18 protein-coding genes are annotated in these 14,567 nt (G+C 43.9%); 15 read left to right on the forward strand and 3 right to left on the reverse strand.

Annotation, left to right across the window (positions count from 1 at the left end; genetic code table 11):
• Position 1: 1 nt before the first annotated feature.
• From aroE to NZD81_RS02955, 6 genes are read left to right on the forward strand one after another with little or no spacing between them, the layout of a single operon-like run.
• Positions 2-844, forward strand: a complete 843-nt coding sequence (gene aroE, locus NZD81_RS02930; protein WP_282372756.1) for a shikimate dehydrogenase — start codon at positions 2-4, stop codon at positions 842-844.
• Positions 838-1,128, forward strand: a complete 291-nt coding sequence (gene yhbY, locus NZD81_RS02935; protein WP_014664674.1) for a ribosome assembly RNA-binding protein YhbY — start codon at positions 838-840, stop codon at positions 1,126-1,128. Before aroE ends, yhbY begins: the two co-directional genes overlap by 7 nt.
• A gap of 11 nt (positions 1,129-1,139) precedes the next feature.
• Complete coding sequence (locus NZD81_RS02940; protein WP_014477393.1) at positions 1,140-1,709, forward strand: nicotinate-nucleotide adenylyltransferase; 570 nt, start codon at positions 1,140-1,142, stop codon at positions 1,707-1,709.
• Positions 1,699-2,259 carry a bis(5'-nucleosyl)-tetraphosphatase (symmetrical) YqeK gene (yqeK, locus tag NZD81_RS02945; protein WP_014664672.1) on the forward strand — a complete coding sequence of 187 codons (561 nt, stop codon included), beginning with the start codon at positions 1,699-1,701 and terminating at the stop codon, positions 2,257-2,259. The genes NZD81_RS02940 and yqeK overlap by 11 nt, the downstream gene beginning before the upstream one ends.
• Positions 2,260-2,276: 17 nt before the next feature.
• Positions 2,277-2,633 (forward strand): ribosome silencing factor, encoded by a 357-nt coding sequence (gene rsfS / locus NZD81_RS02950; protein WP_014664671.1) that lies wholly within the window; start codon positions 2,277-2,279, stop codon positions 2,631-2,633.
• Positions 2,630-3,373 carry a class I SAM-dependent DNA methyltransferase gene (locus tag NZD81_RS02955; RefSeq protein ID WP_282372751.1) on the forward strand — a complete coding sequence of 248 codons (744 nt, stop codon included), beginning with the start codon at positions 2,630-2,632 and terminating at the stop codon, positions 3,371-3,373. Before rsfS ends, NZD81_RS02955 begins: the two co-directional genes overlap by 4 nt.
• A 65-nt stretch (positions 3,374-3,438) precedes the next feature.
• Here the strand turns inward: NZD81_RS02955 and comER are convergent, their stop codons facing one another.
• On the reverse strand, positions 3,439-4,260 hold the full coding sequence (comER, locus tag NZD81_RS02960; protein ID WP_004398597.1) for a late competence protein ComER: 822 nt from the start codon (positions 4,258-4,260) through the stop codon (positions 3,439-3,441).
• 83 nt (positions 4,261-4,343) lie between these two features.
• Here comER and NZD81_RS02965 point away from each other — a divergent pair, with 83 nt between their 5' ends.
• From NZD81_RS02965 to NZD81_RS02975, 3 genes are all read left to right on the forward strand, one after another.
• Entirely contained in the window at positions 4,344-4,958 is a 615-nt protein-coding gene (locus NZD81_RS02965) for a helix-hairpin-helix domain-containing protein (protein ID WP_282372749.1), read from the forward strand.
• A gap of 66 nt (positions 4,959-5,024) precedes the next feature.
• Positions 5,025-5,594 carry a ComE operon protein 2 gene (locus NZD81_RS02970; protein WP_014664668.1) on the forward strand — a complete coding sequence of 190 codons (570 nt, stop codon included), beginning with the start codon at positions 5,025-5,027 and terminating at the stop codon, positions 5,592-5,594.
• Between the two features lie 3 nt (positions 5,595-5,597).
• The gene (locus tag NZD81_RS02975; RefSeq protein ID WP_282372745.1) at positions 5,598-7,928 is read left to right on the forward strand and encodes a DNA internalization-related competence protein ComEC/Rec2; all 2,331 of its coding nucleotides are present in this window, start codon (positions 5,598-5,600) and stop codon (positions 7,926-7,928) included.
• A gap of 40 nt (positions 7,929-7,968) precedes the next feature.
• Here the strand turns inward: NZD81_RS02975 and NZD81_RS02980 are convergent, their stop codons facing one another.
• The gene (locus tag NZD81_RS02980) at positions 7,969-8,103 is read right to left on the reverse strand and encodes a YqzM family protein (RefSeq protein WP_003229983.1); all 135 of its coding nucleotides are present in this window, start codon (positions 8,101-8,103) and stop codon (positions 7,969-7,971) included.
• Between the two features lie 76 nt (positions 8,104-8,179).
• Here NZD81_RS02980 and NZD81_RS02985 point away from each other — a divergent pair, with 76 nt between their 5' ends.
• Entirely contained in the window at positions 8,180-8,293 is a 114-nt protein-coding gene (locus NZD81_RS02985) for a hypothetical protein (protein ID WP_134975484.1), read from the forward strand.
• Positions 8,294-8,332: 39 nt separating this feature from the next.
• Complete coding sequence (gene holA, locus NZD81_RS02990) at positions 8,333-9,376, forward strand: DNA polymerase III subunit delta (RefSeq protein WP_014664666.1); 1,044 nt, start codon at positions 8,333-8,335, stop codon at positions 9,374-9,376.
• Positions 9,377-9,390: 14 nt separating this feature from the next.
• On the opposite strand, the gene rpsT is transcribed toward holA, so the two are convergent.
• Complete coding sequence (gene rpsT / locus NZD81_RS02995; RefSeq protein WP_003229989.1) at positions 9,391-9,657, reverse strand: 30S ribosomal protein S20; 267 nt, start codon at positions 9,655-9,657, stop codon at positions 9,391-9,393.
• A 203-nt stretch (positions 9,658-9,860) separates the two neighbouring features.
• Here rpsT and gpr point away from each other — a divergent pair, with 203 nt between their 5' ends.
• From gpr to lepA, 4 genes are all read left to right on the forward strand, one after another.
• A complete protein-coding gene (gpr, locus tag NZD81_RS03000) occupies positions 9,861-10,967 on the forward strand; it encodes a GPR endopeptidase (protein ID WP_136654231.1) in 1,107 nt (368 codons plus the stop codon).
• Between the two features lie 62 nt (positions 10,968-11,029).
• A complete protein-coding gene (spoIIP, locus tag NZD81_RS03005) occupies positions 11,030-12,235 on the forward strand; it encodes a spore autolysin SpoIIP (RefSeq protein WP_040082576.1) in 1,206 nt (401 codons plus the stop codon).
• A 16-nt stretch (positions 12,236-12,251) separates the two neighbouring features.
• A complete protein-coding gene (locus NZD81_RS03010) occupies positions 12,252-12,590 on the forward strand; it encodes a YqxA family protein (protein WP_014664663.1) in 339 nt (112 codons plus the stop codon).
• 133 nt (positions 12,591-12,723) lie between these two features.
• Positions 12,724-14,559 (forward strand): translation elongation factor 4, encoded by a 1,836-nt coding sequence (gene lepA / locus NZD81_RS03015; RefSeq protein ID WP_014664662.1) that lies wholly within the window; start codon positions 12,724-12,726, stop codon positions 14,557-14,559.
• The last annotated feature ends 8 nt before the right edge of the window (positions 14,560-14,567 follow it).

A 14,567-nucleotide genomic window follows, 5' to 3' on the forward strand; every position in this document is an offset into this window, starting at 1 on the left:
TATGAAAAAGCTGTACGGGGTTATCGGAAATCCGATTGGCCATTCCATGTCACCTGATATTCATAACGCATCATTGAAAGATCTTGGGCTTGACGGGCATTATCATGCCTTCAAGGTGGAAGAGAATGATCTGGAGGATGCGGTAAAGGGAATTAAAGCTCTAGGCGTACAAGGAATCAATGTGACTGTCCCGCACAAGGTTTCTATTATGGATTATTTGGATCATATTGATGAGAGTGCAAAAGTGCTTGGTGCCGTAAACACGGTCAGAAGAGAGGGAGACAAGCTTGTCGGATACAATACCGACGGGGAAGGCTTTGTAAAGTCATTAATGAAGATATTAGACAAGCCCATCTCTGAACTGTCATTTTTAATGATCGGCGCGGGCGGAGCGGCGAGAGCCATCTTTACAACAATTGTCCGTAATAGCCCAAAAAAATTTGACATTTGCAACCGGGCGCTGGAAAAAGCAAAGCGGCTTACAGAATCCACTCCCTCGTTTCACAATAAAGAAGTATTAAGCATAAAAGAAGCAGAAGAACGTCTTGAGCAGTATGATGTGATCATCCATACAACATCAGTGGGCATGTATCCGAATGTGGATGAAGTGCCGCTTTCATTACAGCGTGCCGCAAGCAGTGCTGTCGTATGTGATATCGTGTATAATCCAATTCAGACGGCCCTTTTAAAAGAAGCAAGCCAGAAAGGCTTAAAAACACTCGATGGTGTGGGCATGTTTGTTGAACAGGCGGCATTATCCTTTCAATTATGGACTGGACAAGAGCCTGATATTGAAAAAATGAGATCAATTGTAATAGGAAAATTAGGAGGAACAGAATGTTAACAGGTAAACAAAAACGTTTTTTGCGTTCAAAAGCGCATCATTTAACGCCGATTTTTCAAGTAGGTAAAGGCGGAGTAAACGACAACATGATTAAACAAATTGCTGAGGCACTTGAAGCGAGAGAGCTGATTAAAGTCAGTGTTCTCCAGAATTGCGAAGAGGATAAAAATGATGTGGCGGACGCTCTTGTAAAAGGAAGCCGCTCTCAATTGGTGCAGACAATCGGCAATACAATTGTGTTATATAAGGAATCAAAGGAAAATAAACAAATCGAGCTTCCTTAAAGGTGGTTGAAATGAAGAAAATCGGAATTTTCGGAGGCACGTTTGATCCTCCGCATAATGGTCACCTCTTAATGGCGAATGAGGTGCTGTACCAGGCGGGGCTTGATGAAATTTGGTTTATGCCCAATCAAATTCCGCCGCATAAACAGGACGAAGACTATACCGACAGCTTTCATCGCGTGGAAATGCTGAAGCTTGCGATTCAATCCAATCCGTCCTTTAAGCTGGAGCTTGTGGAAATGGAAAGAGAAGGGCCATCATATACCTTTGATACCGTTTCTTTATTGAAGCAGCGTTATCCAAATGATCAGCTGTTCTTTATTATCGGTGCTGATATGATTGAATATTTGCCGAAATGGTATAAGCTGGACGAGCTGCTGAACCTCATTCAATTTATTGGAGTAAAGCGCCCCGGTTTTCATGTTGAAACCCCTTATCCGCTTCTCTTTGCAGACGTTCCGGAATTTGAGGTATCATCAACTATGATAAGGGAACGGTTTAAAAGCAAGAAGCCCACTGACTACTTAATCCCTGATAAAGTGAAGAAGTATGTAGAGGAGAATGGTTTATATGAATCGTGAGGAGGCACTTGCATGCGTGAAACAGCAATTGACCGAACATCGATATATCCACACGATTGGCGTGATGAACACGGCGATCGAACTTGCGGAGCGTTTTGGAGCCGATTCTAAAAAAGCGGAAACAGCGGCGATCTTTCATGATTATGCCAAATTCCGCCCAAAAGAAGAAATGAAACAAATTATTGCGCGAGAAAAAATGCCTGCGCATTTATTGGATCATAATCCGGAGCTCTGGCACGCTCCGGTCGGCGCGTATTTGGTCCAAAGAGAAGCGGGTGTCCAAGATGAAGACATTCTTGACGCCATCAGGTATCATACCTCAGGGCGCCCTGGCATGACACTTTTAGAAAAAGTCATTTACGTTGCCGATTACATTGAGCCTAATCGGGCATTTCCCGGTGTCGATGAGGTGCGTAAGCTTGCTGAGACAGATTTGAATCAAGCGCTGATTCAGTCCATTAAAAATACAATGGTTTTTCTTATGAAAAAAAATCAACCGGTTTTTCCAGACACATTTTTAACGTATAACTGGCTTGTGTCTGGCAACTGAACAGGAGGAATTTGTGAATGAACCAAAAGGCCATTTTAAAGCTCGCAGCTGCGGCATGCGACGATAAACGGGCAGAGGATATTTTAGCACTGGATATGGAAGGCATTTCTCTAGTTGCTGATTATTTTTTGATCTGCCACGGAAATTCAGATAAACAGGTGCAGGCGATTGCCCGTGAAATCAAGGATCAGGCTGATGAAAACGGCATTCAAGTCAAAAAGATGGAAGGCTTTGATGAAGCAAGATGGGTGCTCGTTGACCTTGGCGATGTGATTGTTCATGTCTTCCACAAGGACGAAAGAAGCTACTATAACCTTGAAAAGCTGTGGGGAGACGCTCCGCTCGCAGATCTTGACCTTGGAATGAACCAATGATTTATCAAGGCTTTGCAAGCGTGTATGACGAGTTGATGTCACACGCGCCTTATGATCAATGGACAAAATGGATTGATGCATCTCTCCCGGAAAAAGGCCGTGTTCTTGATCTTGCATGCGGCACGGGAGAAATCTCCATCCGGCTTGCCGAAAAAGGTTTCGAGGTTATAGGCATCGATCTCAGCGAGGAGATGCTTTCCTTCGCCCAGCAAAAGGTATCTAGTAGCCAGCCTATTCTATTTCTTCAGCAGGATATGAGAGAGATTTCCGGCTTTGACGGTCAGTTTGATGCTGTTGCGATATGCTGTGACTCATTAAATTATTTAAAAACAAAAAATGATGTAATCCAAACCTTTAAAAGTGTGTTTCGGGTGTTAAAGCCTGGAGGCATTTTGCTGTTTGATGTACATTCATCTTATAAAATTGCAGAAGTTTTTCCGGATAGCACATTTGCTGACCAGGACGAAGATATCAGCTATATTTGGCAGAGCTTTGCTGGAAGTGAAGAGCTTTCTGTCATTCATGATATGTCGTTTTTTGTTTGGAACGGAGAAGCATATGACCGCTTTGATGAGACACACGAGCAAAGAACGTTCCCAGTGGATGAATACGAAGAAATGCTGAAGAACACCGGCTTTCAGCTCCATCACGTGACAGCTGATTTTACGGATTCCGAGCCATCAGCACAATCAGAACGCCTATTTTTCAAGGCGCAGAAACCAAAAACCATCGTTTCCTAAAACGATGGTTTTTTAAAATGCTTTTTTACGCTTTTGCAGTACAGACAAAAGTATGACATACTCGCCTACACATGAAACTGCTTTTTCACTGCGGAAATATCCTCCTCGTACTTCATATGAGTATTTTGAAATACCCGATGAAACATATCCTGCACACCGCTTTCCAGCGCTTTAATGCCTTCTCCCGTTACGCCGCCTTTAACGCAAACCTTTTCCTGTAATGCAGGCAGGGTGTACAATTCGGTTTCTAACAGTTTTCCCATTCCGACAAGCATTTCCTTACACATCAAAATCGCGTCCTGTTTAGACACTGACGTTTCCGAAACAGCTGCATCTATAAACCGCTGAATCAGATAGCTCATAAAAGCGGGGCCGCAGCTTACGATGTCTGATGCAACTCTCGTAATGTCACTTTCAATTTGCAGCGGATGAGAAATATGCTGCATCAACTCATTGATTTTCGCTTTTGCAGATTCGCCGCAGCTTGTGCCGAAAGTGACGAGAGAAACACCTGCCAGCGCCCTGTTCGTAATACTTGGGATCACTCGCGCCACTTGACACGGCACATATTGTTCGAGCTGTTCGGTTTGAACGGGGCTTGTAATTGAAATGAGAATATGATCTTTTCTTAAATAAGGTAACGCTCTTGCCAGTAAAGGATATATATCAAGCGGCTTAACACAAATAAAAATCATCTCGTTTTCAGAAACGAGCTTTTCGAGACTTTCGGTAACGTTGATGCTGTTGTAGCGATTTTTTATGTGCAACGCTTTTTCAATTGTGCGGTTTGTGATTGTCATGTTTGAGGGATCGGCTGCTTTTGATTCAATAAATGATTCTATAAGGATCGTACCCATATTTCCTGTGCCGATAAAGCCTATCTTCAATGGTTTCCCCTCCTTTGAGCTATTATCCTCTAAACCATATGTGTTATGAAAATAAAATATGACGAAAGCGGGGAACATGCACGATGAATTGGTTGAATCAGCATAAGAAAGCAATGATTTTAGCGGCTTCTGTAGCTGTTTTCACAGCAATTATGATCTTTCTAGACAGCGGGAGAAACAAAGAGCCGGTGAAGCAGGCTGTACCAACTCAGACAGTAAATACAGAGGTAAAGCAGGAAGCAGGCAAAGATGAGCCAAGCGAAGCAATTGTGATAGACATCAAAGGTGCTGTTCATCATCCTGGCGTTTATGAAATGCGAACAGGGGACAGAGTATCTCAGGCAATTGAGAAAGCAGGCGGAACCAATGAGCAAGCAGATGAAGTGCAAGTGAATTTGGCGGAGATTCTGCAGGACGGGACAGTGGTGTACATCCCGAAAAAAGGAGAGGAAACAGCAGTGCAGCAGGGTGCCGGAGGAGCTGTCCAAAGCGGTGGAGGGAAGGGGATGGTAAATATCAATACAGCCACCTTAGAGGAGTTACAAGGCATCTCAGGGGTGGGGCCATCCAAAGCTGAAGCTATTATTGCATACCGGGAAGAAAATGGGCGTTTCCAGACTATTGAAGATATCACGAAGGTTTCAGGAATAGGCGAAAAGTCATTTGAGAAAATAAAGTCTTCCATTTCAGTAAAGTGATTTGACGGTCATGCATTATGATAGGTAAACTAAAGGTCAGGCAACACAACATATGGAGGGAACAACGTGGAACGAATTTCATGGAATCAATACTTTATGGCTCAAAGCCATTTATTGGCGCTGCGCAGCACCTGTCCGAGATTATCTGTCGGCGCTACTATAGTCAGAGACAAACGCATGATTGCAGGAGGCTATAACGGGTCGATCGCGGGCGGTGTACATTGTGCCGACGAAGGGTGCTTAATGATAGATGATCATTGTGCAAGAACGATTCACGCTGAAATGAATGCGATTCTACAATGCTCTAAGTTTGGGGTACCGACTGATGGAGCGGAGATTTATGTGACGCATTATCCGTGCATTCAATGCTGCAAATCTATTATTCAAGCGGGTATCAAAACGGTTTATTATGCTGAGGATTACAAAACAAATCCGTATGCGCAGGAATTATTTGAACAGGCGGGTGTAACTGTTGAACAGGTTGAACTCGATGAAATGATCGTTGATTTGAAAAACAGGGAAAAGCTTTCATTTGTAGCGGGTCTTATAGGGAAATTGGCCGATGCCGGTTTAGCGGAGGAAGAATTGAAAAAGATACATGAACAGGCGAATACACTTTTCACGAGCTACGTGTGATGAATGCGTAATTCGCGTTTGTTATTGCCTTTGGCGGCAGCTTCGGCAACGGCTGGAATTACTGCCGCCGCTTATTTCCCCGCTACTTTTCTATTCATCCTCTTTCTCCTCATCATTTTAATCAAAACGAGGCACGCTTTTCTCATTATTGTTTGTTTCTTCTCTTTTATATTGTTTTTTGTACTGTATGCAGTCACAGATTCTCAGAATGTCTCTTCCTATCGGCAGGGAACCTATCATTTCAAGGCAGTGATTGACACTATTCCCAAAATTGACGGCGACCGTATGTCTATGATCGTTAAGACACCTGATAAGGAAAAATGGGCTGCTGTGTATCGCATTCAGTCAGCTGATGAAAAAGAACAGCTGTTATACATAGAATCAGGAATGTCATGTGAGTTGACTGGTACATTGGAAGAACCGAATCACGCAACTGTGCCGGGTGCATTTGATTATAACGAGTATCTTTATCGGCAGCATATTCATTGGAACTACTCTGTCACGTCTATCCAAAACTGCAGCGAACCTGAAAATTTCAAGTATAAGGTGCCCAGCTTGAGAAAACATATCATATCATTCACAAACAGCCTTCTGCCTCCTGATTCGGCAGGAATTGTACAGGCACTTACAGTTGGTGACAGATTTTATGTGGAGGACGAAGTGCTTACCGCGTATCAAAAGCTTGGTGTTGTCCATCTCTTGGCGATTTCAGGGCTCCACGTTGGGATTTTGACAGCGGGATTGTTTTTTATCATGATCCGTGTCGGTATAACAAGAGAAAAGGCGTCAATTCTGTTGCTATTATTTCTGCCGCTCTATGTGATGTTGACCGGCGCTGCTCCTTCAGTGCTTCGCGCCGCTTTAATGTCAGGTGTTTACTTAGCTGGAAGTCTCGCCAAATGGCGTGTCCGCCCGGCAACGGCAATCTGTCTCTCATATATCGTCCTGCTGCTCTTCAATCCTTATCATCTCTTTGAAGCCGGTTTTCAGCTATCGTTCGCCGTCAGTTTTTCTTTAATTCTTTCCTCTTCTATTTTTCAGCAGATAAAAACCTCCTTGGGTCAGCTGGCAATTGTATCACTCATCGCTCAGCTCGGATCGCTTCCGATTCTCCTGTATCATTTTCATCAGTTTTCAATCATCAGCATACCGATGAATATGTTGTTGGTTCCATTTTATACGTTCTGTATTTTGCCGGGGGCTGTAGCAGGTGTTCTTCTATTAAGTCTTTCCTCTTCATTTGGCAGATTGTTTTTCAGTTGGTTTGATTTCTTGATAAGCTGGGCCAATAAGCTGATCACAAAAATCGCAGAAATTGATGTGTTCACGCTTATCATCGCACGTCCCGCGCCTGTTCTTCTCTTTTTATTCACAGTGACGATCATCCTATTGCTGATGTCGATTGAAAAACGCTCCTTTTCTCAGTTGATGGTAACCAGCGGCATTTGCTGCTCGGTGCTGTTTCTTCTCTTTGCATCTCCGCGTCTTAGTCCCGAAGGAGAAGTGGATATGATTGATATTGGGCAGGGCGACAGCATGTATGTAGGTGCTCCGCATCAGCGGGGACATGTCTTAATCGATACTGGCGGCACTTTGTCTTACTCGTCAGAGCCTTGGCGTGAAAAACAACATCCGTTTTCACTGGGAGAAAAGGTGCTGATTCCGTTTTTAACTGCTAAAGGAATCAACCAGCTTGATGCTTTAATTCTGACGCACGCTGACCAAGATCATATCGGAGAGGCGGAGACCTTGCTGAAGCACCACAAAGTAAAGCGCCTCGTGATTCCGAAAGGGTTCGTTTCTGAACCTAAAGATGAAAAAGTGCTGCAGGCAGCCAAAGAAGAGGGAGTGGCAATTGAAGAGGTGAAGCGAGGCGACGTGTTGCAAATAAAGGATTTGCAGTTCCATGTACTGTCGCCTGAAGCACCTGATCCGGCAAGCAAAAATAATTCATCTCTCGTTCTGTGGATGGAAATGGGCGGTATGAGCTGGATCTTGACGGGTGATCTGGAGAAAGAAGGGGAACAAGAGGTGATGAAGGTGTTTCCGAATATAAAAGCAGATGTGTTAAAGGTGGGGCACCATGGGAGCAAAGGCTCTACCGGTGAAGAATTCATCAAACAGCTTCGGCCGAGTACGGCCATTATCTCAGCCGGGAAAAACAATCGGTATCACCATCCTCATCAAGAAGTTCTGCAGATATTACAGAGACATTCTATCCGTGTGCTGCGTACAGATCAAAACGGAACGATCCAATATAGATATCAAAACAGAGTTGGAACCTTTTCTGTCTATCCTCCATATGATACATCAGATATAACAGAGACGAACTAAAAAAAGACTGCCGAGAAATCAGCAGCCCGGGCAGTCGCTGTTATGAACCAACCAGGTGAATAACCGTTGCCATGACAAACAAGAAGGCGAAAAATCCGAAGGACACAACAAAACCAACAGCTGAGTCTACAGCATCATTTCGTTTGCTTTGAACGTTTTTTTCAAAATCATTCAACTTTATCCCTCCTGACTGATTTAAGTATAATCGAATCGTTTTGAAAAATCTAGAAGCTTAGGTAACGTTTTCTGTTCTGGTGATTATCGCCTTTTTACAAGCTGTCCCGGGGGCTTGCGAACAGGCGTTTAATATAAATGGGGAAGCAGCAGTCAGGCTTCCTCTTTACTATTTTGTAAACTCAATTTAGGATAGAAGGGGATGATGAAAGAGAGGAAGTCGTACAACAATGGTATTTGATGTGTGGAAAAGCCTGAAAAAAGGAGATGTCCATCCGGTTTATTGCTTATACGGAAAAGAGACATATCTGCTGCAGGAAACCGTCAGCAGGATCAGACAGACGGTCGTTGATCAGGAGACAAAGGATTTCAATCTATCCGTTTTCGATCTGGAAGAGGACCCGCTGGATCAAGCAATTGCAGATGCTGAAACGTTTCCGTTTATGGGGGAGCGGCGTCTTGTCATTGTGAAAAATCCATATTTTTTAACAGGTGAAAAGAAAAAAGAAAAACTGGAGCACAACATAAGTGCGCTTGAATCGTATATACAATCGCCTGCGCCTTACACAGTTTTTGTCCTGCTTGCTCCGTATGAAAAGCTTGATGAGCGGAAAAAGCTGACGAAAGCGTTAAAGAAGCACGCGTTTATGATGGAGGCGAAGGAATTAAACGCAAAGGAGACAACAGACTTTACTGTCAACCTTGCAAAAACAGAGCAAAAAACGATTGGCACTGAAGCAGCGGAGCATTTGGTTCTGCTTGTGAATGGACATCTGTCATCGATTTTTCAGGAGATTCAAAAGCTCTGCACGTTTATTGGAGACCGTGAAGAAATTACGCTGGATGATGTGAAAATGCTTGTTGCTAGAAGCCTTGAACAAAATATTTTTGAGCTGATCAATAAAATCGTCAACCGAAAACGAACTGAGAGTCTGCAAATTTTTTATGATTTGCTTAAACAAAATGAAGAACCGATCAAGATCATGGCGCTTATTTCGAACCAGTTCCGACTGATTCTGCAGACAAAGTACTTTGCGGAACAGGGGTACGGACAAAAACAAATCGCTTCTAATCTAAAAGTTCACCCATTTCGGGTAAAGCTGGCGATGGATCAAGCGAGGCTTTTTTCAGAGGAGGAGCTCCGTTCTATCATTGAGCAGCTTGCCGTCATGGACTATGAGATGAAAACCGGTAAAAAGGACAAGCAGCTCCTGCTCGAACTGTTCCTTTTACAGCTGTTAAAAAGAAATGAAAAAAACGATCCCCATTATTGAGGATCGTTTTTATATTATGCAGAAAGTCCGTTCACTTTTTTCGCTAGTCTTGATTTGTATCGAGCTGCGGTATTTTTGTGTACAAGACCTGTTTTCACTGCTTTATCAATACGTTTAGCTGCTTCAGTAAGAGCAGTTTTCGCTTTGTCAGCTTCGTTGTTGGCAACAGAAGCTTCAACTTGTTTGATTGCAGTACGCATAGCAGATTTGATTGTCGCGTTATGAACGCGGCGTTCGTTGTTTGTTTTTGTACGTTTAATCGCTGATTTAATGTTTGGCATGTGTTTCACCTCCTAAGATACAACCTGTAGCACAGTGTCTTAAGGTTAAATCTTCTTCACAATAGAACAAATTGTATTCTATCAAACACATCTTTAGATTGCAATATAAATGTAAAGTATTTTTCATTGAAGGCTCTCTTTTTAGCATGATTCATTCAGCAAATGGCAACAATATAGGTACTTAATGTGAAGGAGGCCCCTGTATGAAAAAGAGTGAGCTGGATGTGAATCAGTATTTGATACGTACCGATTTGGCAGTGGAAACGAAGGAAGCAATGGCCAATCAGCAGGCTGTGCCGACAAAAGAAATTAAAGGATTTATTGAAAAAGAGCGTGATCACGGCGGCATTAAAATCCGCACAGTTGATGTTACAAAGGAAGGCGCGGAGCTTTCGGGAAAAAAAGAAGGGCGCTATTTAACGCTGGAGGCACAGGGAATCAGGGAGAATGATTCGGAAATGCAGGAAAAGGTCTCTGCTGTCTTTGCAGAGGAATTCTCGGCTTTTCTTGAAAACCTTAATATCTCAAAAGATGCGAGCTGTTTGATCGTTGGACTCGGCAACTGGAACGTGACACCTGACGCGCTTGGGCCGATGGCTGTAGAAAATCTGTTGGTAACAAGGCACTTATTTAAGCTTCAGCCGGAAAACGTACAGGAAGGGTATAGGCCTGTCAGTGCATTTGCACCGGGTGTCATGGGGATTACAGGAATCGAGACAAGCGACATTATTAAAGGTGTGATTGAGCAATCGAAGCCTGATTTTGTCATTGCTATTGACGCATTGGCGGCACGGGCGGTGGAAAGGGTCAACACAACCATTCAGATATCGGATACAGGCATTCACCCAGGATCTGGGGTGGGGAATAAACGAAAAGATTTAAGCAAAGACACACTTGGTGTTCCGGTGATTGCTATCGGTGTTCCGACAGTAGTTGATGCCGTGACAATTGCCAGCGACACGGTGGACTACATATTAAAACATTTTGGCAGAGAAATGAAGGATAACAGTCCGTCAAGATCACTTGTTCCAGCTGGCATGACGTTTGGGAAAAAGAAAGTGCTCACTGAAGAAGATCTTCCAGATCAAAAGCAGCGCCAATCGTTTCTGGGTATTGTCGGAACCCTTCATGAAGATGAAAAACGGCAGCTTATTCACGAGGTGCTTTCGCCTTTAGGGCACAACTTAATGGTTACGCCGAAGGAAGTCGATTCATTTATCGATGACATGGCAAATGTTTTGGCGAACGGATTAAACACAGCGCTTCATGAAAAAGTATCACAAGAAAACAAAGGCTCCTACAATCACTAAACAGTTCTACTTCCTCTAGCTTGTTCATAGAGTAATTACTAGACAAGCGCTGGAGGGATTCAATGAGAAATAAACGCAGAAACAGACAAATTGTTGTTGCGGTAAATGGGGGGAAAGCGGTAAAAGCCATCTTTCTATTTATCGTAAGCCTTATCGTGATTTTTGTTCTATCCGGTGTGCTGACGTCTCTCCGGCCGGAACTCAGGCCGTCGTCCGACTCTTTTTATGGGATTGCTGAAGAATTGCCGGGTGACGTGTTTGCACACTTGCTGCGGATGGAAAACCATTATTTTGCTTCTGACCTTTCTGAAACCGACAGCTCATTTCATCTTTCGCGTCTATCTTTAAAGCTGGCGACGAGCATTAACCTCGAAGATCCGCGGAGCTTTCTCGGCCGGGAGCTGCCGGGGTTTGCACAATTTGATACCGAGATTCTGTTAGCTGGACAAGGCACGGATTATACGAATATGCCTGCGGAATCGCCGCCGCCGTCTAAGGTGATGGAAGAAGAAAGAGAAGCGAATTTGGCAGAGATTGAAAAACAGCAGACGCAATCAGACAATGGGCAAAAAGATCCACCGAAACAAACAACAGGTGACAAAAAGGTCGTGTTTATCTATCATACGCACAATACGGAATCATATCTCCCTCTATTAAAAGGCGAGACTAATCCTGATATGGCGCGCCATTCTAAAGCCAACGTCACGCTTGTAGGAGATATGTTCGGAAAAGCGCTTGAATCCCAAGGTATCGGAGCCACAGTGAATAAAACCGATATACAGTCGAAATTGAATAAAAAAGGCTTAAACTATGCAAGGTCTTATGATGAATCAAGACCGGTCGTGAAAGACGCTCTCACTACAAATAAAAATCTGCAATATATCATTGATATCCACAGAGACTCACGACGCAAAAAAGACACGACCGCAACGATTAAAGGGAAAAGCTATGCCAGGGTATCCTTTGTCGTCGGGAAAAAAAGCAAAAACTTCGAAGAAAACTATAAAATTGCGAGCGAGCTTCATAAACTGATGGAGAAAAAATACCCTGGACTAAGTACAGGTGTCTTTTCCAAAGGTTCGCCAGGCGATAACGGTGTTTACAATCAAGATTTAACCGACAGAGCGCTTTTGCTCGAATTTGGCGGAGTAGATAATAATCTCGAAGAGCTGCAGCGTGCGGCTAACGCGGCAGCGGATGTATTCAGCGAAATGTATTGGGATGCTGAAAAGGTCAACGCGAAGAGCGGTGAGACGAAAAAACAATAAGAAATAGGTGGTTGATTTGATTGCATACTTTGGAAAGTGCTTACTGCTTGTTACGATCATGTTTTTAGGCGTTCTGTTTGGCATGCAGCAGGCAAACAATGGAATGCTGAGTATGAAAGGCTATCATGACCCTTCATTGAAGGGGGCGTTTACGCTCACCGACGGAAAAGGGAATGAAAAAGAAGCCTCGATTCTAGGAGAAACAGTCACAGCAAAAGATTTAGAAGAAAAACAAAAAGAGCTTGAACAGGTGGAAACATTCAATATGTTCTCAAAAGCCGGAAAAGCGCTTTCGGATACCGTAACCAATACTGCCCAGTCAATGTATGAATGGATACGGGATATGAATCAATAGGTACGTGGAAGAGAAAAGCAGCCCAGATATGACGGGGGACTTTTCTCTTTCTTGTTTTACATTGAATCTTTACAATCCTATTGATATAATCTAAGCTAGTGTATTTTGCGTTTAATAGTAGGAGTGATAGATTGTGACAGATAAAGAAAAGCGTTTAGAGAGGCAGTCGAGAATACGGAATTTCTCTATCATTGCCCATATTGACCACGGAAAATCGACCTTAGCGGATCGTATTTTAGAAAAAACGTCGGCAATCACTCAACGAGAAATGAAAGAACAATTGCTCGATTCTATGGATCTTGAACGTGAGCGGGGCATAACCATTAAGTTAAACTCTGTTCAGCTTAAATATAAAGCAAAAGACGGAGAGGAATATATTTTTCATCTGATCGACACGCCGGGACACGTCGACTTCACGTATGAAGTATCCCGAAGCCTTGCTGCCTGCGAGGGAGCGATTCTAGTCGTGGATGCAGCCCAGGGGATTGAAGCGCAGACGCTCGCCAATGTCTACTTAGCGCTTGACAACGATCTTGAAATCCTTCCGGTCATCAATAAAATCGACCTTCCGAGCGCCGAACCGGAACGCGTACGCCAAGAGGTAGAAGACGTTATCGGCCTTGATGCGTCAGAAGCCGTGCTTGCTTCCGCAAAAGCAGGAATCGGGATCGAGGAGATTTTAGAGCAAATCGTAGAAAAGGTGCCCGCTCCGACCGGAGATCCAGAGGCACCGCTAAAAGCGCTGATTTTCGACTCGCTTTATGACGCCTACCGCGGTGTCGTGGCGTATATCAGAGTTGTAGAAGGAACGGTAAAGCCGGGTCAAAAAATCAAAATGATGGCAACCGGCAAAGAATTCGAAGTAACAGAGGTCGGCGTGTTCACGCCGAAAGCGACTCCGACAAATGAACTGACTGTCGGTGATGTAGGCTTCCTGACTGCATCAATTAAAAATGTCGGTGACACACGTGTCGGTGATACGATAACGAGCGCTGCCAATCCTGCAGAAGAAGCGCTGCCGGGATACCGCAAGCTAAACCCGATGGTGTACTGTGGTTTGTATCCGATTGATACAGCGAAGTACAATGATTTAAGGGAGGCCCTTGAAAAGCTTGAGCTGAATGATTCCTCCCTTCAATATGAAGCGGAAACTTCGCAAGCGCTTGGATTCGGGTTCCGCTGCGGATTTTTAGGCATGCTCCACATGGAGATCATTCAGGAGCGTATTGAGCGTGAGTTCAATATCGACCTGATTACGACAGCGCCAAGTGTTATCTATGACGTGTATATGACAGACGGCGAAAAGGTCGTTGTCGACAACCCTTCCAACATGCCGGACCCTCAAAAGATCGAACGGGTTGAGGAGCCATACGTAAAAGCGACGATGATGGTGCCGAATGACTATGTCGGCGCTGTAATGGAGCTTTGCCAAGGAAAACGCGGCAATTTCATTGATATGCAGTATTTAGACGCAAACCGTGTCAGCATCATTTATGATATGCCATTAGCGGAAATCGTATATGAGTTTTTTGACCAGCTGAAATCAAGCACTAAAGGCTATGCGTCCTTTGATTATGAACTGATCGGCTACAAACCGTCTAAACTTGTCAAGATGGACATTATGCTGAACGGAGAAAAAATCGACGCCCTTTCTTTTATCGTGCATCGCGATTACGCGTACGAACGCGGAAAAGTAATTGTAGAAAAACTGAAAGAGCTCATTCCGCGCCAGCACTTTGAAGTACCGATTCAAGCGGCGATCGGCCAGAAAATCGTGGCCCGCTCTACCATAAAAGCAATGCGTAAAAACGTATTGGCTAAATGTTACGGAGGGGACATCTCGCGGAAACGAAAGCTTCTTGAAAAACAAAAAGAAGGAAAACGCCGAATGAAGCAGGTCGGCTCAGTTGAAGTGCCGCAAGAAGCATTTATGGCGGTCCTGAAAATGGACGACAGTCCGAAAAAATAATAGAAGCC

It is taken from the genome of Bacillus sp. B.PNR1, assembly GCF_030386235.1.
GTDB classification, from domain to species: domain Bacteria; phylum Bacillota; class Bacilli; order Bacillales; family Bacillaceae; genus Bacillus; species Bacillus stercoris.